Origin of the sequence: Roseibium sp. SCP14, from assembly GCF_040329475.1 — a bacterium.
Taxonomy (GTDB): Bacteria; Pseudomonadota; Alphaproteobacteria; order Rhizobiales; family Stappiaceae; genus Roseibium.
Window position 1 is genome coordinate 878,044 of the sequence record NZ_JBDZYH010000003.1, and the last position, 17,533, is coordinate 895,576.

At 55.5% G+C, this 17,533-nt stretch carries 12 protein-coding genes; 2 read left to right on the forward strand and 10 right to left on the reverse strand.

Annotation, left to right across the window (positions count from 1 at the left end):
* The first annotated feature begins 18 nt into the window (after positions 1-18).
* A complete protein-coding gene (gene tssH / locus ABLQ08_RS16620) occupies positions 19-2,826 on the forward strand; it encodes a type VI secretion system ATPase TssH (protein ID WP_352944253.1) in 2,808 nt (935 codons plus the stop codon).
* A 133-nt stretch (positions 2,827-2,959) separates the two neighbouring features.
* Here the strand turns inward: tssH and ABLQ08_RS16625 are convergent, their stop codons facing one another.
* The 6 genes from ABLQ08_RS16625 to ABLQ08_RS16650 form a co-directional block, all read right to left on the reverse strand.
* On the reverse strand, positions 2,960-4,951 hold the full coding sequence (locus tag ABLQ08_RS16625; RefSeq protein WP_352944255.1) for a M23 family metallopeptidase: 1,992 nt from the start codon (positions 4,949-4,951) through the stop codon (positions 2,960-2,962).
* Positions 4,952-5,069: 118 nt separating this feature from the next.
* Positions 5,070-7,004: an adenylate/guanylate cyclase domain-containing protein gene (locus ABLQ08_RS16630; RefSeq protein ID WP_352944256.1), complete on the reverse strand. Its 1,935-nt coding sequence runs from the start codon at positions 7,002-7,004 to the stop codon at positions 5,070-5,072.
* A complete protein-coding gene (locus ABLQ08_RS16635; protein WP_352944258.1) occupies positions 7,001-7,681 on the reverse strand; it encodes a hypothetical protein in 681 nt (226 codons plus the stop codon). The genes ABLQ08_RS16630 and ABLQ08_RS16635 overlap by 4 nt, the downstream gene beginning before the upstream one ends.
* A gap of 165 nt (positions 7,682-7,846) precedes the next feature.
* The gene (locus tag ABLQ08_RS16640; RefSeq protein ID WP_352944260.1) at positions 7,847-9,469 is read right to left on the reverse strand and encodes a caspase family protein; all 1,623 of its coding nucleotides are present in this window, start codon (positions 9,467-9,469) and stop codon (positions 7,847-7,849) included.
* A 26-nt stretch (positions 9,470-9,495) separates the two neighbouring features.
* Positions 9,496-9,789, reverse strand: coding sequence for a hypothetical protein (locus ABLQ08_RS16645; RefSeq protein WP_352944262.1), 294 nt, complete (start codon positions 9,787-9,789; stop codon positions 9,496-9,498).
* Between the two features lie 19 nt (positions 9,790-9,808).
* Entirely contained in the window at positions 9,809-12,523 is a 2,715-nt protein-coding gene (locus ABLQ08_RS16650; protein WP_352944264.1) for a caspase family protein, read from the reverse strand.
* Positions 12,524-12,824: 301 nt separating this feature from the next.
* On the opposite strand from ABLQ08_RS16650, the gene ABLQ08_RS16655 reads away from it, so the two are divergent.
* Positions 12,825-13,676 carry a GNAT family N-acetyltransferase gene (locus ABLQ08_RS16655; protein ID WP_352944266.1) on the forward strand — a complete coding sequence of 284 codons (852 nt, stop codon included), beginning with the start codon at positions 12,825-12,827 and terminating at the stop codon, positions 13,674-13,676.
* A 20-nt stretch (positions 13,677-13,696) separates the two neighbouring features.
* Here the strand turns inward: ABLQ08_RS16655 and ABLQ08_RS16660 are convergent, their stop codons facing one another.
* From ABLQ08_RS16660 to ABLQ08_RS16675, 4 genes are all read right to left on the reverse strand, one after another.
* Positions 13,697-14,641: an ornithine cyclodeaminase family protein gene (locus tag ABLQ08_RS16660; RefSeq protein ID WP_352944268.1), complete on the reverse strand. Its 945-nt coding sequence runs from the start codon at positions 14,639-14,641 to the stop codon at positions 13,697-13,699.
* A 104-nt stretch (positions 14,642-14,745) separates the two neighbouring features.
* On the reverse strand, positions 14,746-15,846 hold the full coding sequence (locus ABLQ08_RS16665) for a calcium:proton antiporter (RefSeq protein ID WP_352944270.1): 1,101 nt from the start codon (positions 15,844-15,846) through the stop codon (positions 14,746-14,748).
* A gap of 153 nt (positions 15,847-15,999) precedes the next feature.
* The gene (locus ABLQ08_RS16670; RefSeq protein WP_352944271.1) at positions 16,000-16,779 is read right to left on the reverse strand and encodes an ABC transporter ATP-binding protein; all 780 of its coding nucleotides are present in this window, start codon (positions 16,777-16,779) and stop codon (positions 16,000-16,002) included.
* Positions 16,776-17,531 carry an ABC transporter ATP-binding protein gene (locus tag ABLQ08_RS16675; RefSeq protein WP_352944273.1) on the reverse strand — a complete coding sequence of 252 codons (756 nt, stop codon included), beginning with the start codon at positions 17,529-17,531 and terminating at the stop codon, positions 16,776-16,778. The genes ABLQ08_RS16670 and ABLQ08_RS16675 overlap by 4 nt, the downstream gene beginning before the upstream one ends.
* Positions 17,532-17,533: the final 2 nt, after the last annotated feature.

The following is a 17,533-nucleotide window of genomic DNA, read 5'->3' on the forward strand; positions in this document are numbered from 1 at the left end:
GTTTGAAAGGCCGAACCCATGAGTGACATCCTCGTTGAAACAGTTGCCAATAAGCTGACCACAGTGAGCTATGACTGCCTCGAAAAGGCCATGCGACTGACCAAAAGCTCCGGACATCGGAACCTGGAGATCCTGCACTGGCTCTATTATCTGGCCCGTGATGACAGCACGGATTTCGTTCATATTCTGCGTCATTTCGGCGTTGACGTCGGAACGGTCCACGAAGACCTTCAACAGGCAATCGCCGCGCTGAAGATCAATCAGACTGAATTGCCTTCCATGGCAGCCCCGTTCCAGGAAGCACTGGAACGTGCCTGGTTTGAAGGCACCCTCAGATACGGCGACTACAAGATCCGCTCGGCCTACGTCTTGATCGCCGCCATGGGCGACAGAACGACCTGGCGCCAGTTCCTCGGTTACTCGTCCGCCTTGAGCAAACTGAACCGGGATGTGCTTGTACGAGACCTGGATGGAATTGCCGGCACCTCCGCAGAGACTGGCGCGCGGCCGATTGACGGCTCGGGTTCGAAATCCGCTCCCGGCGCTGCGGCCGGCGAAGCACAAGGCACCCAACCTGGAAGCGGTGTTGGCGAAGATGCCCTGTCTCAATTCACCGTTGATTTCACGGCAAGAGCACGCGCTGAGGAGTTCGACCCCATCGTTGGCCGGGATGAAGAGATCCGGCAGGTCATCGACGTTCTGATGCGCCGACGGCAGAACAACCCGATACTGACCGGCGAAGCCGGCGTCGGGAAAACCGCCATTGTCGAGGGTTTTGCTCAAAAAATAGTGGCCGGTGACGTTCCGCCCGCGCTGCTAGGCACGCGTTTGTGCGCTCTCGATCTCGGACTCTTGCAGGCTGGCGCCTCGATGAAGGGCGAGTTTGAAAAACGGCTGCGCGCGGTGATCGACGCTGTTCACGCATCCATCGTTCCCACCATCCTGTTCATCGATGAAGCCCACACGCTCATAGGAGCAGGCGGCGCGGCAGGAACTGGCGATGCCGCCAACCTTTTAAAGCCCGCACTCGCGAGAGGAACGCTGCGGACCGTGGCAGCGACAACCTGGTCTGAGTATCGACAGCACTTCGAAAAAGACCCTGCCCTGACGCGCCGCTTCCAACCTGTCCAGGTTGACGAACCGGACGAGGAAAAATGCTTTGCCATGGTCAGAGGCCTGCTTGAGCCAATGGAGGATCACCATCAGGTTCGCATTCTGGACAGTGCCGTCACCTCAGCCGTGTCGCTTTCACATCGCTACATTCCTGCACGCCAGCTGCCGGACAAGGCCGTCAGCATTCTCGATACCGCTTCCGCGCGGGTAAACATTTCTCAGGCGGCACAGCCGGCAAGACTTTCGGATCTGGTTGCCAGAAAGAGCTTTCTTGAAACGGAACGGCAGGCCCTGACGAATGACAGCGATCTTGGCATGGAGAACAAGGAGCAGCTGGATGTTCTCGACAAGGCCATCGATGACGCCGAGAAAGAGATCGAGAGAACTCGTGAGGAGTGGGAAAATGAGCGCAAACTCGTTGCAGGTATCAGGCGATTGAATGCGGCGCTTGCCGAGCTGAAAGGCGGCACGCCCGCCCCTCATCCAGACACCGGAAACATCGATGACGCGGGCGCCGACGCAACTGCTCTTGCCCCTATCGACGACATGGACCTGGACCTTGAAATCGACCTCAAGGACGAGGCGGCAGTCCACGCGGCCTTGCACGATATGCGCGCCGAGCTGTCCCAAATTCCCGAAGATGAACGCATGGTCTATGCCTATGTGGACGATGAAGCGGTGGCCAGCATCATCTCGGACTGGACCGGCATTCCGGTCGGCCGCATGGTGCAGGATGAAATGGAGACCATTCTCAATCTGACCGACAACCTCAATGCGCGCGTCATCGGTCAGGCTCACGGATTGGCAATGATTGCAAAGCGGATCGAGACCAGCCGCGCTCAACTCGGCAATCCCGACAAACCGATCGGGGTTTTCATGCTTTGCGGCCCGTCCGGCGTCGGCAAAACCGAAACCGCACTGGCGCTCGCAGAAACGCTCTACGGAGGCGAAGAAAGCCTCATCACCATCAACATGTCGGAGTTTCAGGAAGCCCATTCGGTTTCCGGTCTGAAAGGCGCGCCACCCGGTTATGTCGGTTATGGCGAAGGTGGACGCCTGACCGAAGCGGTTCGCCGCAAGCCCTATTCAGTCGTTCTGCTGGATGAAGTGGAAAAGGCTCATCCGGATGTGCACGAAATTTTTTTCCAGGTGTTTGACAAGGGCTGGATGGAAGATGGAATGGGTCGAAAAATCGACTTTCGAAACACGCTGATTCTACTGACCTCCAATGTCGGCACCGAAATCATTATGAACGCCGCCAGTAAAATGCTGGATACGCCTGTTTCCAGCGATGCCAATCTAGCGGCAACCGATCCGAACGCGCCCGATCCGGAAAAACTTGCTGAAGCCCTTCGACCGTCCCTGCTGGATGTATTTCCGCCCGCTCTGCTCGGCCGGATCGTCACCATTCCCTACTACCCGCTTTCACCATCCATGCTTGGCTTCATTGTTCGACTGCAGCTCAACAGGATCGTGAAACGTGTGAAGCAGAACAAGAACGCAGACCTTGCGTTCGGTGACGACGTGGTTGCGCACATCGTTTCCCTGTGCAGAGACCCAGATAGCGGTGGCCGCATGATCGACAATATCCTGACAAACGATCTGTTGCCCAAACTCTCTCGCGTGTTCCTGACAGCACAAATGAACGCAGAGGAAATCGATACAGCGTCGATCGTGACAACGGACGAAGGACTTGAGATCTCTGCGAAGTAGCAGGCCCCGGCCCGTTGGTTGAATGAAACATAAGGTTTCGCAGCACCGCCTGCGAAACCTCACCTGGATGTTCATCGCTTTTGAGAACGCCCCAAAATCGCATGCGATGCTTTTCTTGAAGAGATCCCAGGCACTAATGAACAGTGAGGATTTCGCTGATAGTGCCACGATAATCTTGCAAGTCCTTGCCGGCGACTGACTTTGGTGCGTCGGTGCCCGTTTCCATTTCAAACGCCAGAGGGTCCGTCGGCTCGCCCCGCTGCCGGATTTCGAAATGAAGATGCGGTCCGGTGGAAAGACCGGTCGTTCCGACATAGCCAATCAAATCCCCGGCCTGGACGACAGAGCCAACTTCAATGCCGTCCGCATACTCATGCATGTGTGCGTAGCGGCTTGTAATTCCGCCCTTGTGCGTCAGTTCGATGAAATTGCCATACCCGCCGCGAACATCCCGATAGCTGACTTTCCCGGAAAATGCCGCCCTGATCGGGGAGCCTGTAGGTGCCGCCCAATCGACGCCGGCATGAAGACGTTCGGTCTTCTTGATTGGATGAAATCGCATACCGAACTTGGAAGTCAGAACGCCTTTCACCGGCACAAGCATCGCGCCGGAAAGGCTGACTTTCCCACCTTCGCTGACACATGCAAATCCACGATTTCCGGGCGCCTTCAAGACATAACACCGGACCGACCAATCGTCTCCCTTGCGCACGCCTGCAAACAACACTTTACCGGCGCCGCGTTTTTCATCTCGAGACTTGTCTGTGAAGATCAGTGTGAAACGCTCACCAGGTTCGACAGCACGTTTCAGATCGGTCGTCGGCGCCAGATAGGCAATCGCTTCCCCGACTATTGAAGCTGGCACGGCGTTCCTGATCGCGGTCGCGTAGAGACCATCAATCAACCGGTGTTTCTTCTCACCATCTCCGGATTTATCGTTTGCGATCTTATCCTGCCCGATCGAAATACCAAACCATGGATCTGCGCCTTGCACGTAGTTTTCTTCACCCGATTGCGGGGCAAACGCGGCAGTTCCGACATACCCCTCTTCCGAATAGAAAGATGCCTGGACGGGGCGATAATAATCTCCAACCCGACCCAATTTGTTCGGTAACCTAACCCCTCTTATTGCGATCTTGTCGCCAGCGACAAAATCGCTCTTCTCAAGCTCTTCTTTTACAAACTTCAAAAACGGTCTGGATGCATCTTCGTCAAATCCGCTTTCCTTCAGAAACTGCTCAATGGAGACTGCGCTGGACAACTCAGTTCTAATTTCCAACCGGTTGGGCCCCTGCCCAATGGGCCGCTCCGTCAGGAACAGGTTCAGAGTATCCGTTGGAGGTTTCAGAAAGGTCGGCAACTTCGATTTTGAACTGCCGGATGTAGGTTGTTCCTCCTCGACATCCAGGCGTTCCTCATCTTCGCCGCCGCCAAAATTGCCGAACTGAAAATCGGCCTCGCTACCGGGCGCCCGGATCACTAGTTCACCGTCCAGGTTCAGCATTTCGCTGTCCAGAACGAACGCGGTCGATCCAGGTATACTTGTGACATCGCCAGAGACGTTTTTTTCCGGGATCGAACGTTCGCTGAGGTCGATTCGGTTTCCCGCTGCTGCGCTACTCAGCAAGACCGGGTCTCCCGCCAGCGGAATGACCGGCGATACCGCCATGTCGTAAAACGGGTCGGCAGGCACATCGATTTCATCGTCACCGATCGGATCATTTTCCGCGTTATCGACTGATTGGAAATCCGCAGTCGATTGAGTTGGGCTTTGCCTGTCAAGATCATGCGACGGCGCCTCTGAATCAATCGTTTCAGCCGTGCCGGTTCTACCCGCTTCACCATCTGCAGGGCTTGGCGCGGAAAAGGAAATCGCTCCGGAATTGATGAGGTGCACCAGTCCGCCTATTCCGCCTCCAACAACAAGGAACCCGAGTGCGAGCGACGCATAGGCCAGGACAGGAAAGCGCGCAGGGTTCCGCTCCCCCTCCTCTTTGACACGTACTGGACTGTTTCCCTGAGCCTGAGCGGAGCTGTCTGCAGCGGGACCACTGGCGCGTATGACAGTCCGGTCAAATTCCGGCTGACGCGCTCCTGATTTATCCCTGTCAGACCCGCTGTTCATTCTGACACCTTGCTGGTGCACCCGCTGTTACAAAGTTCTCCGTGGCATGCTTTCTCTGATCATGCCGGAGTGATCCGAAAGTTGCAAAATCGCTTGGAGGAAAGGTGGTCCTGCCCGTTCAACGCGGAAACTTCAGCAGATTGGTAATGCCGCGCTTCCGCTTGTCGTGAGGAACGGCAACCACGTTTTCCATGTACATCTGCGGTACATCCAGCGTGTAGACGGTCATATCGGTACTGAGCCCGCGAAGCTGACCTTTCCAGATTTCCTTGACCGGGTAGGAGCGCGGCAGGTTATCGCCTACCGACTGACTGATCGCCAGACGGACTTTCTTGTCCTTGGCAACGGACTCGATCCGGCTGGCGGTGTTGACTGTCGTTCCCATGACAGTGAAGGAGCGACGATGTTCCCCGCCAATGTCCCCCACGAGGACCGGCCCTGCATTCAGGGCGATCCGAAGATCCAGAGCCGGCTGACCGGTCAAGCTACGCATCTTGTCGAGAAGACCGATAATCTTTTCAGCAGCATCCACGGCTGCTTTTTCCGGATAGTCGACGGTATTCGGGGCGTTCCAGACGGCCATGATCGCGTCACCTATATACTTGTCGATGTATCCCTGATGCGCGGTGATGACCTGACCTATGGCGTCGAAGCAGGAATTGACGACACGAACCACATCCCTGTCAGCAAGCTTCTCAGACATCTTGGTGAACCCGACAATGTCTATGAATGCAACGACCACATGCCGGGTTTCACCGCCCAGTTCTGGCAACTGCTCGGATTGTGCCATTTGCTTGATCACATCCGGAGCAAGATAATGTCCAAACAATCTCACAAGCGACCGTTGCCTTCTTTGAAGAATACCGATCTTACCGACCGCCGAAACCACAATAGCGCTGACACAAGCGACGGGCGCCATACCAGGCGCCACTATTAATCCGAATTCAAGCCCGATCAGACTGAGGACAAGTCCCAACACAACGCCGCTTATCGCTACGAGGGGCAACAGCATCATGGGCAGAAAAAGTCCTGCCAGCGCGCCCGCAACAGCAAAAAGGACCGTCACACCGGGCAAGAAACCTGGCGGAGGTGAAACGGCAATCCGGCCCGACATTACAGAACCGATCAGGTCGGCCAGGATCAGAACACCGGCAGTCTGCTGCTGAACGCGAGGACGCCCGCTCTCTCCGGTTTCCGCCTCGTCTGAAGACATGACCGGCAGGAAACGGTCGGAATAAAGATGCTCGTCCTCATATGGCAGCAAACCGCCGAAAAGAATGATCCGACCATCCGCGAATTTCCTCAATTCATGTCTGCCGCTCTCGCTTTCCAGCATTCTCAAGACATCAATGAGAGACAAATAAGGGATGGAGCTTGCAAGCCTTGAAACGGGAAGAGCGGTATACTGTTCGGAGATATCTGCGCTGGCCACGCTCAGCAGCGCATCGATAAGATAAGGCGATTCCGAAAGCGGCAAATTTGGCTTGTGTTGCCGCACAACACCATCGTTATCGGTTGATATCACGACAGAGCGAACACCGCCTGTTCCGGCTGCGGCAGAGAACTTTCTGTGCGGGACACCTATTTCTGTGTGGGAAATGAAAACCCTTTCCCGGTTCCTGAACATAAACTTCTGAAATGGCGCATCGAATCCGCGAAGTCTGGCCTCACCGGTAATCGGGTCGACGAAGGCATCGGCACTATAGGCGAATACAAAATCATAACCGAGTGCGAGAGCACCGGCATCAATCAACCCTTGTCCGGCCTCGGCAAGTACCGGTGTCATCAACACACGAGGAATTGGAGACAGCTTATCAGAATCCAGAGCCGTCTGGTCGAGCCCGATTACCGCAACGGGAGACCTTTCCTGCGGTAGCGCAGGTCCAAAACTGGCCCGGAGCTGGAACAGCCGGTCAGTGACCCACCCTTCCCATATCGCCTTTTTCGCGGAGTAGCCCGCGGCAATTCCGGCGCAAACGGCAACGATTGCGATGAGTGCAATCAGCTTCTTCCGGCCCAGCGCTGTTTCCGCAATCCGGCCGCCTGAGTTCATTTCACAACGACAACTGCTGTTTTCCGGCCGACCTTGGATGGATCAATGACTATCTTTCTCATTTCAACGCCGAAATCCGGAGCTTTTCCTTGCAAGAACAGTTCAACTTCAACAGCTTCTCCGTCTGTTTCCCGGTCCGGCATATCCGTCACAACATGATCCAGCAAATCGAAACGCTTTGGCTCTCCACCGCCAAAGGATACAAACACCGATCCGTATTGGTCACGGACAGCATCATCAAACCGAAGCATAAGCGATGCCGCTTTCTTGTTCTCCAGTGTCAGACCGCGCAAAGTGACCGTCAGTCCCTTATCAGCTTTCTCAGCCCCGGTTCCACTATCTGCCTGCAGGCAATTTCCCGCCCGCAGAACTTTTTCCTGGCCACCTTCGAGGCTGAAACCATTTGACGACACCGCAACGGTGCCGGCCTTGATCCGCACCTCCTGACAAGCAGCATAGTCAAGCAGATCAATATGCCCGGAAGAGCCAAGCTCTACCACATCACCTGGCATCAGTTCCGAGAAAGCGGGAACGTCCACCCCCTCCGATTTGTCGAGCACCAGTGCGATCGGCTCTGCTATGGCAGCCCCGGTCGAGAGGCCGAGTGCGAAAACCGCTGCGGTACCGGTTTTCTGCATACATCGGTAGACGCAGGCACGATTAAACAAAAAAGACATGACGATCTCCCAATTCTTTGGTCATTGCGCCACGTACTCCAACGAGCCCAGCGCTCCTGTTCAAACATGATTATTATCGAACGAAGTCGATTTGAATGTGGCTATGGTCACATAAAAGAGCTTTATACCGCAACAGGATACCTGGCACTCACCCCGGAGAAAAAACTATCCGGCCGGTTCCGTATAGACACCGGTAACACCAATAGCATCACCGGATTTGGCGATCAGCTCCACCAGTTTAGCGGCAAGCTTGGCCCCGGGTTGTTGTCCGTCCAACGCAGAGAGGACACCCACAAGCTGCGGCATGGGTTCCCTGCCCCGTACCATGACAATGTGATCGGCTCCGAAGGGAAGCGCTGCCCGCAGGTTTAGAACATAGGGATCGTTGGCATTCAGGGAGGTATCCTGACCCAGAGGGTCGGAAGTCTTGTCGGGGGCGAGCAAGCGCAAAGTCCCGTCAGCTTCCAACGCAAATACGGCCATGTAGCCACTCTGATCGGACTTGAGCCCTACTTTGAAGGCAGAGCCCTCAGGAATATGTCCAACGGCAGGGTGCAACGTTCCTTCGATTGGCTGACGGTCTCTTGAAAGCGCATAGAGATCGGCAAGAAACATCCATTTGGTCACCACGTCTGCAAAGCTGTCCGCGTTCGCAGCATTCTTGCGAAGTACGACATCGCCAAACTTGGTCAGAACATCACCGTTTTCCACGTCCCAGTAGAGATCAGCGCTTTCCTGCTCGACGATTTTCAGGCGTCCCTGATGCTGCTCCGAAAGGATATTGAGCAAAGGAGTTGCAGTTTCCGTGCTTGCTGAAATGGTCAAGCCTGTATTCGTCTGGCTGAGAATGTTGTCGTTCACGCGCGGCAAAACTGCAGATCTTGAACTGCCACCGATACGCAGACTCGGTGTTTGCCTTCCTTCTGTTGCAACTCGAACGGTTTCCTGGAGGAACAATGTCAGCTCCTCCATGGAGATCCCGCCGTCCCTGTTCAGGTCTGCGCGCCCTTCCACACCGCGCGCAAAGGACCAACTCAATGCACCGCGAGGCTCTCCGGCGATGATGAGTTCCGGAATCACCTGCCCATCGACCGTTGCTCCGACATAGATGACGTTTGGAAGCTGCTCTTCACCCGGTTGCGTAATGCCAGTACCGGCAAGAACCGGGTGCTTCGACTGATTGCGCAAGACGTCGTTTTCCAATGGCGGGAGCCCCACCAGACGCGTTCCCAGCTTCTTGACGCGAGGATCAATTGATCGCGTCATGGTCCCGGAATGACAGCTGTCTGCCAGTACCAGCACGTTCCTCTCCCCCGCGGCATGCAACATAGCCGCGACATCGTCGTCTCGAAGTCGCTCTGCATTCCCCGGAGCGGACGTGTCAAACCCCGCCAGCAGAAAGACTTCGTCGTATCCGTCTTCTTCCGAACCCTTGATCCATTCCTCTTCCTGCGCCCCGTGACCCGCATAGGACAAAACAAGAACATCGTCAGCATTCGACCTGGCTACAAGAGCCTGCCACGCATCCAGTATTCCCTTTCGAGTGGCATGTTGATCATAAAGGGTCGTCAGGTCCTGGACGCCGGCTGCTTTAAGTGTGCCGGCAATGTCCCGTGCGTCGTTTACCGCGCCATTCAATCTGGAAACATTCTGATAGGCGTCAATCCCGATAACCAGCGCGCGCCATTCCCCTGCTGTAGCATTTGCTGTGAGCAAGTGCAGGCCAAGAGCGATGGTCAAACCTCGAGCGAAGAATCGCAGAGAGACAAACTCTTTATGAAAACTCATCAGGAGCCTCGGCAGCGCGCTAGCGCCTAGTTCCAGGAGCCACCGCCACCGCCCCCGGGGCTATCATTGCCGCCGCCACCGCCGCCTCCTCCGCCACCACTGTCATTGTTGTTGTCGCGAAGGCTCGGATCATTGATCGGGTCAATAACGGCTGGTGCGGCTTGAGAGGCTGAGGCAACCTGAGGAGACGAAACCGCAGGTGCCGGAGGAGTGCTTGCCAGCGGCGCCTGCGTCACGCCGGGTTTGTATTGCGCCTGGCAACCTGCAATCAACAACGCCAAGGCACCTGCCACCGGCAGCATCTTCAAATCTGGTTTCATCTTACTTCTCCTTAAAATCCTAGAATAAATCGTAACGGGGCCGGCTCTGTTCCCATTGAAATTTTACCAGGGCTATCAAAGCCTCGTCCCCCTTTTCCGGGGCACGGTCCGACGAATTAAAAAATCTTGTCAGGGCTTCACGTGTTTTGCGTCCGGGCTGTCCATCTACGGGCCCCGGTTCAAATCCGAGATCGGTCAAAGCCTGTTGCAGCACCTTTGCCTTGAGCAAGGAAGATGCTTTTGCCAATCCCTCCTTACCTTTCTCGGCTGCGGGAGAAGACGGATCCACTGCGACAGACATGGCCAACATGCGGATTCGATCGCGCTGGGCATTCTCACCTGATTGTTTTCCGAGCATGAAAGCGGTGTTGTAAGCTCCCCAGGGATCTCCTCGCTCGGCGCTTTCACGGAACCACCTTGTGGCTTCATCAGGACTTTTTTCCACGCCCTGACCGTTGAAGTAGAGCAAGCCTATTGCAGTCCCTGCCGCAGGGTGGCCGCCTTCGTGCGCCTTCTTGAACCAGCCCAGCGCAGCATCGTAATCGACCGGGATGCCTCTGCCGTCGCGGTAAAGCGTCCCCATGTTGAGGAAGCCATAGATGTCTTCTCGAGCAGCAGACCGATTGTAATAGTAGACCGCTCGATCAACGTTCTCCGAGACATGCTGCCCGCTCAGATAAAAACCGCCGATGGCATTGTAGGAAAAGGTATGCCCCGCCTCTACGGATTGCAGCAGTTTCTCCAATCCCGCTTTTTCGTCCTGGTTTGTACCTTCACCCTTTATTTCCGCCATGCCCAGAGAATGAAGCGCATAGGCATCTCCCCTTTCAGCCCCTTTGCGATAAAGCTCGACGGCTTTCTTCCGATCGCGGTCAACACCTGCTCCCAGGTAATACATGCGGCCCAGAACCTGCCCGGCTCTCACATGCCCCATCTGGTAAGCCCGCTCGAAATAAGAAATGGCGCTATCGAGGTCTCCACCTGCAAACGCTCCGCGACCGCGCTGGAACACAAACCGACCTATTTCCGGGTGTGCAGCCATGGCTTCAGCACACGCCTTGTCGACGGTTTGCGGATCAAGCTCGTTCGCCAGCCGTCCTTCTGTCACTGCCTGCAAATCGAATGGCTGCGTTGCCAGCTGATCGCATTGATTGACCCGAGGTTGCACAATCTGCGTGATGGTCTCCGGTGTCTGACCCGACTGAGCCGGCAGCTCGAGTTGGAAACGACGTGCTTCAGTCTCGCTGCCGATCTGCGGCCGCACAGTGAGAGAGGCCAAAGAAGAGACTGGGAGTCGATCACCGGTTTGCAACAAACGTCCTTCTGACGACAGTTGCAGGTCCGGATCAACCGAGACAACCTTGAGCCAATCGCTGGTCGCGGGCAGACCCGACACGGGGGCCTCCGGATAGATCGACACGGGTCCGACACCGATATCTGCTTCGACCGCTCCCTTTGTCGACAAGTCGATCAACCAGGCCAGCAGCGTCGTTAGCTTTTCCTGTTTGTCTGCTTCCGAAGCCTTGTCGGCAACAGGGGTATCTGCCTGTACCAACGTAATGGACGCGATCGCGGAGGCGGTTCCGCCCCATTCATCCTCAACCTGATAACCGATCAGTTCGACATCGCCAGCATCTGCTTCTCCCGGAACAAACTCCAGGGAAGCGAGCTCCGCGGCGCTTAGCACGTCGCCCTCGAAAACTTCCTTGCCGTTTGAGGTTCGCAGCTTTCCTTTCTCGGGAGACAAGGTCAGTGTTGCTCTCAGGCTTCCCCCCTCCGGCTGTACCGGCTCGGGAATAGCGAGCGCAAAAACATCCTGGCCCGCCGGAACGCTGACGCGATGATGCGCCATCACGATTGGCTCCGGTTTCGGAGGAACGAAGTAGAAACTGGTTACCAGGGTGGAATCTTCATAAGGGATCTGCTGGCCGCCGGTCTGACGAACCACTTCGTCGCGGACCTTGGTCATCAGATCCTTGATCTCCAGCGCAGGATCCAGGGCATTGTTGACGACCGACGTCGTGAAAGGGCTCATCGGCCCCTGTCCGTCATAGGCCACCTGGCCGGGACGCGTCGCATACGAAATGAAGGACCCAAGCTTGTTCGGTATCCGCCGCAGTCCGCGGGTCTTGCCAAGCGCGTATTCCTGCTCGCCCCAAAACAGGCTGCCAATCTCAAAGGGGTTGTCGCGGCAGGCGTCCAGCATCACGATTTGCAGGCTCGAGGCAGCCTTCATGTAGTCCAGCAGATGTGAAACCTTCAGACTCTCGAATTCGAGGTCATATTGCGATGAAAGCTGAGCATCGACCGGCAGAATGAAATTGGATTCGCCGACCTGCAATGCGTGCCCCGAATAATAGAACAGCGCAGTATCGCCATCGCTGAGTTCGCGAAGAAACCTGCGAACAACCTTTTCAAGTTCCTTCTTGCTCAGGTTGGTGCCGATGGTGACTTCGAAATCCGCTTCCCGCAATACTCTCGAAATTTCCTTGGTATCGTTCAGGGGATTTTCGAGCGGCTCTACATATTGATAATCCTGGTTGCCGATGACCAGCGCAACACGCCGTCCCGTCTCGTCAGGCGTCGAACCCAACACGTCCGAAGGCGTCAGGATGAAGCTCAGCGGCAGGCTGACAAGGCCGACATGAACTGCCCGACAAAAACCTGATGCCGGTGCGGAAACAGTATGCCTTGCCGAGCGCAAGACAGTTGATAAATAATTCCGTTTCTTCATAGCGTCCTCAGCGCCTTAGCTCGCACTGCAGTCTTGCTCTGGAACAATCTTGTGTCTGTGACGAAACACACATGATAGCTGCTTCGAATGGAACCGGCGCAGCGTTCAATATCTAAAAATAACGTTAAGTAAAGTGATGCATACTTGTCGACTAGACGCAAGCCGCGCTTCGACAAAACCGGTTTGTGTTTTTTTCGAACCTGACGCTGGAACTTAAAAATTGGACGGTCGGATTTCTATTTCCAACGAGTCATTTTAGGCTGCAGAATGTTATGACAGGATTGCAGCAGCTGGAAATCAGATGTCGGAAATTTTAAAAATCCGCCGCCTTCAGGATGTCGAAATGCACATTCCCTTGGAAATGGCGATGCAGGAAGGCTGGAATCCCGGTGTGGACGATGGCCCGCCCTTTCACGCAGCTGATCCGAACGGCTATTTCGCAGGGGAAATCGACGGACAGCTCATCAATGTGATATCCGCGGTCCGGTATGGAGACGAATTCGGTTTCATTGGCCTGTACATCTGCAAGCGGGAATACCGGACAAGGGGCTTTGGTCACCAGATCTGGGATCACGCCATGAAATATCTTGGTTCCCGGGTGTGCGGTCTTGACGCCGTGAACGAGCAAACCGCGAGCTACGGTGAGCACGGTTTCAAAAAGATCTATCGCAACATCCGCCAATACGGTGTCTCTATCTGCGATACTCCGATGGATTCCCGTGTTGCACCGCTCGGTCAGGGCATCTTCCCATCCGTGAGAGACTATGACAGACGCTTCTTTCCTGCAGCCCGCACGGAGTTCCTGCAACTCTGGACAGCGCCGATGCTGGAAACACGTCGAGGATTTGTCTTTGTCGAAGACGGTGAAGTGAAAGGCTATGGCGTCATCCGGCAGTGCTACGAAGGCTACAAGATCGGTCCTTTGTTCGCCGATACCCCGGAGATTGCCGACACCCTCTTCCGTGCGCTCGCCGGACCGGTCAGAGGCCAGTACATCATGCTTGATACGCCCGAACCCAATGCGGCCGCGTTGCTTCTGGCGGAGAAATACGAATTGTCCCCGGAGTTTGAAACATTCCGGATGTACCGGGGATCGGTGCCCGACCTTCCATTGGACCAGATGTACGGCATCACCACATTTGAACTGGGTTGACCGGCGTTGCCGGTCAATCGCTATTGTTCAGCATTGCGATAGGCAAGTATCGCCCCGGCGAGGTCCTCCAACGCCGCACCGACCGACTTGAACATCGTAATGGCATCATCGGACTCGCGACCGGGATGGTCTCCCCTGCAAAGCTCATACAGATCTGCCTTGATATCCTGTGCCGTAATCAACCCTGACTGAAGCGGCTGTACAATGTCGCCGCCTTCGGAAAGACAGCCATCGCGCGTATCGACAAAAACGTCGGCTCGTCTGATCACATCATCATCGCTTTCCCGCATGTTCGGCTTGAAAGCGCCAACCAGATCCACATGTGTACCGGGCTTCAAGTAGCGTCCCAATACCAGAGGTTCCGTGGACAAGGTCGCCGCGCTGACTATATCGGCATTGCCAAGTGCACTGGAAAGCTCTTCCGCAACTTCAATCTCGGCTGAAAACTCCGCCACCAGCTCATCGGCCAATGCTCCAGCCTTCTCCTTGGACCGCCCCCAAACGGTAACCTTTTCAATCGGACGGACGGCCATGTGGGCGGCTACCAGGCTGGGCGCCAGACGACCCGTACCAACGATCAGAAGATTTCTGGCATCGGCCCGCGACAGATACCTTGCGGCCAGTGCGGAAGCTGCCGCGGTCCGGCGTGCGGTGAGTTCACCGCCGTCGATCATTGCCAGCATTTCCCCGGTGCCTGCGTTCGACAAGAGATACTGGGCCGAGACCGCTGGCAGACCTCGACCGGAGTTTCCCGGCACGACGTTGGCAACCTTTACTCCCGAGTACTCCCCAGGCAACCAAGCCGGCATCAGCAACATGGTTCCATCCGCCTCTCCTGGAATTTCCACATCGTGATGATGGCGCGTTGGCATCACGCAGCCGGAACGGAACATATCTGCCAGCGAGTCGATCAGATCGGAAAACGGCAGTGCGTCACGAGTTTGTTCTTCAGACAGGAGCAGCATTTGCCACCTTTTTTGATTGGGAATTTTGTGAAACGGACCAAAGCACATTCGTCTTGGCGTACCAAGTGATTGAGAGCCCGAGTACGAGATACTTTTTGGATTCTTCAGGACAAATCGAAAATCATCATGACATAGGCCGCGAACAGCGCCAGGTGAACAGCTCCCTGAAGGTAACTGGTCGTTCTTGAGCCGAATGTAATGAGACTGACGAAAAGCGTCAGGACGAGCATGATGATATCCGCGAATTTCAGCCCGAGCTCGATCGTATGTCCTGTTACCCAACCAACAAGAAGGACCGCGGGTACTGTCAGACCAATGGTCGCAACGGCCGAACCCAGGCAGATATTCACGGCACGTTGGAGTTTGTTTTCCCGCGCAGCCTGAAGTGCGCTCAACCCTTCGGGCATCAGCACGAGAGCTGCCACAATGAAGCCGCTCAGCGCCAGTGGGGCTCCGAGACCGGCGATGCCGAATTCAACATAAAGCGCCAGCTTCTTGGAAAGAAGGATGATCGGCAGCAACGCCATGAACAGTCCGACCACATGAAACGGTATTGATCTGACCACCACATTGTGATGATCGTGATCATCGTCGGCGCCGTCCGGTTGCCGGAAAATGTCACTGTGCGTGACGGTCTGGATCGCCAGAAATACGCCGTAGAGCAGTATCGACATTATGACTTCAAACGTGGCCTGCAGAGGTGACAGTTCCCCTCCCGGCGCAGAGTGCGTCACTCTGGGCAAAACAAGTGCAAAAACAGCGAGGGGAACAAGAATCGACATGAAAGCGTTGGCGCCTTGCAGGTTGTAGGTCTGGTTCCGGTGACGTAGTCCTCCTGCCAGCAGGCATAGCCCGACCAAACCGTTCAATACGATCATGACGACGGAAAACATCGTGTCGCGAGCCATGGCAGGTGCCGCTTCTCCAGAAAGCATGATCGCGACGATCAGTGCGACTTCTATGCCTATGACAGCCAGGGTGAGAATAAGTGTTCCGAATGGTTCTCCCAGAATTGTCGCCAGGCATTCGGCGTGCCTTACGACAGCAAACGCGCACCACATTACAGTCAGAAAGATGACTGCCAGCAACCCTAAAGACACGCCGACGCCCATGGTTTCCGGCTTCAGAGCATCTCCGGCGACGGTGAAAACCGCGAATACAAGAAAGCCGACAAGGCTGGGCAATTCAGATCTTATAACGGACACAAGACACCACTGAAGCAAAAGAAGAGAACGATATTGCGTCGAAACTATAGGCTGCTGCAAAGGGCTCCCGCAACACGAAGATTCACTTCAGGTTGCACATGAAAAAAGCCGGCGCAGAGCACCGGCTGTTCTCACTGCGGTGGCAGAGGGAACCTAGATGGCCAGATATTCCTGACGCAATTCCGCGTTGTCGAGCACTTCCTGCGCAACGCCGTCGAAGACCACTTCGCCCATATCGAGGATGACGGCACGGTCAGCAAGGTGAAGAGCTGCAATTGCGTTCTGCTCAACGATGATCGTTGTGATCCCCAGATCCTTGACACCTTCCAGAATGCGTTCGATTTCCTGAACGATGACAGGTGCAAGGCCTTCATATGGTTCGTCTAGCAGCAGCAGTTTGATGTCCCGAGCCAGGATTCGGGCAACCGCCAGCATTTGCTGCTCACCGCCGGACATGGTCACGGCTTCCTGAGACCTGCGCTCAGCCAGGCGCGGGAAGTGATCATAGATTCGCTCGATCGACCACCCCTTGGGTTCCGCGATCTGTGAAAGTTCCAGGTTTTCCTGGACCGTCAGACCGGGAATAATGCGGCGATCTTCGGGAACCAGACCCACGCCAACGCGCGCTGCCTGATAGCTTTTCATCTCATGCAGAGGCTTGTGATCCAGCCAGATCTCACCACGCGTGAGATTGGGATCATCCATGCGGGCGATTGTCCGCAAAGTCGATGTTTTGCCAGCACCATTGCGACCCAGAAGCGCGAGAATTTCCCCTTCACGGACATCGAAGCTGACACCTTGAACGATGTAACTCTCACCGTAGTAGGAATGGATATCCCATGCGGAGAAAAAAGCCGGCGCAGTACCGCGCGCCTTTTGCGGCTTGATGGACGGCGCGGTCTTGCCGGCAAACTGATCTTCAAGAATGGTCACAGGTGCGCTCCTCCAAGATAGGCTTCCTGCACACGAGGATCGCCCTTGATATCTTCCGGCCTGCCTTCCGCAATGATCGCTCCCTGAGCCAGGACCGTCACTTTCTCCGCCAGCGAAAACACCACGTGCATGTCGTGTTCGATCACGACTTTTGTTATGCCGCGATCGCTGATCCTCTTCAGCAGATCGATTGTGTTGTTGGTGTCCGCGCGGGACATGCCCGCAGTCGGCTCGTCCAAGAGCAGAAGTTTGGGATCCTGAGACAGGCACATGGCAAGCTCAAGTCGTCGCTTGTCGCCACGCGACAGAGATCCGGCAACAATCTCTCTTTTCTCCGCAAGCCCGACATCTTCCAGCATGTGAAGTGCCTTGTCCCGGATTTCCGCATCACGATCCAGGCGCTTGAAAGCATGCAGAGCGAACTCACCGTCACGCTTCGCCATTGTCGGGATCATGACATTTTCCAGCAAAGTCAACTCGGCGAAGATTTCCGGCGTCTGAAACACGCGGGAAACACCTGCCTGGTTGATTTCATAGGGCTTCATGCCGGTGAGCGAAATGTCACCGAACATCACGGTACCGGTATCTGGAGCAAGACGGCCGATCATGCAGTTTAGAAAGGTCGATTTTCCAGCCCCGTTCGGACCGATGATGGCGTGAACCGTCCCTTCCTCTACAGAGAAATTCACATTGTTGAGGGCTCTCAATCCACCGAACGACTTGTTCACGCCCTCTACGCGTAAGATTTCCATTT

Excerpts from the sequence above, each read along its gene's own strand:
- tssH (WP_352944253.1), top strand. The coding sequence starts at position 19 with ATGAGTGACATCCTCGTTGAAACAGTTGCCAATAAGCTGACCACAGTG.
- ABLQ08_RS16650 (WP_352944264.1), bottom strand. The coding sequence starts at position 12,523 with ATGAAGAAACGGAATTATTTATCAACTGTCTTGCGCTCGGCAAGGCAT.
- ABLQ08_RS16655 (WP_352944266.1), top strand. The coding sequence starts at position 12,825 with ATGTCGGAAATTTTAAAAATCCGCCGCCTTCAGGATGTCGAAATGCAC.
- ABLQ08_RS16625 (WP_352944255.1), bottom strand. The coding sequence starts at position 4,951 with ATGAACAGCGGGTCTGACAGGGATAAATCAGGAGCGCGTCAGCCGGAA.
- ABLQ08_RS16675 (WP_352944273.1), bottom strand. The coding sequence starts at position 17,531 with ATGGAAATCTTACGCGTAGAGGGCGTGAACAAGTCGTTCGGTGGATTG.
- ABLQ08_RS16630 (WP_352944256.1), bottom strand. The coding sequence starts at position 7,004 with ATGAACTCAGGCGGCCGGATTGCGGAAACAGCGCTGGGCCGGAAGAAG.
- ABLQ08_RS16660 (WP_352944268.1), bottom strand. The coding sequence starts at position 14,641 with ATGCTGCTCCTGTCTGAAGAACAAACTCGTGACGCACTGCCGTTTTCC.
- ABLQ08_RS16635 (WP_352944258.1), bottom strand. The coding sequence starts at position 7,681 with ATGTCTTTTTTGTTTAATCGTGCCTGCGTCTACCGATGTATGCAGAAA.
- ABLQ08_RS16640 (WP_352944260.1), bottom strand. The coding sequence starts at position 9,469 with ATGAGTTTTCATAAAGAGTTTGTCTCTCTGCGATTCTTCGCTCGAGGT.
- ABLQ08_RS16645 (WP_352944262.1), bottom strand. The coding sequence starts at position 9,789 with ATGAAACCAGATTTGAAGATGCTGCCGGTGGCAGGTGCCTTGGCGTTG.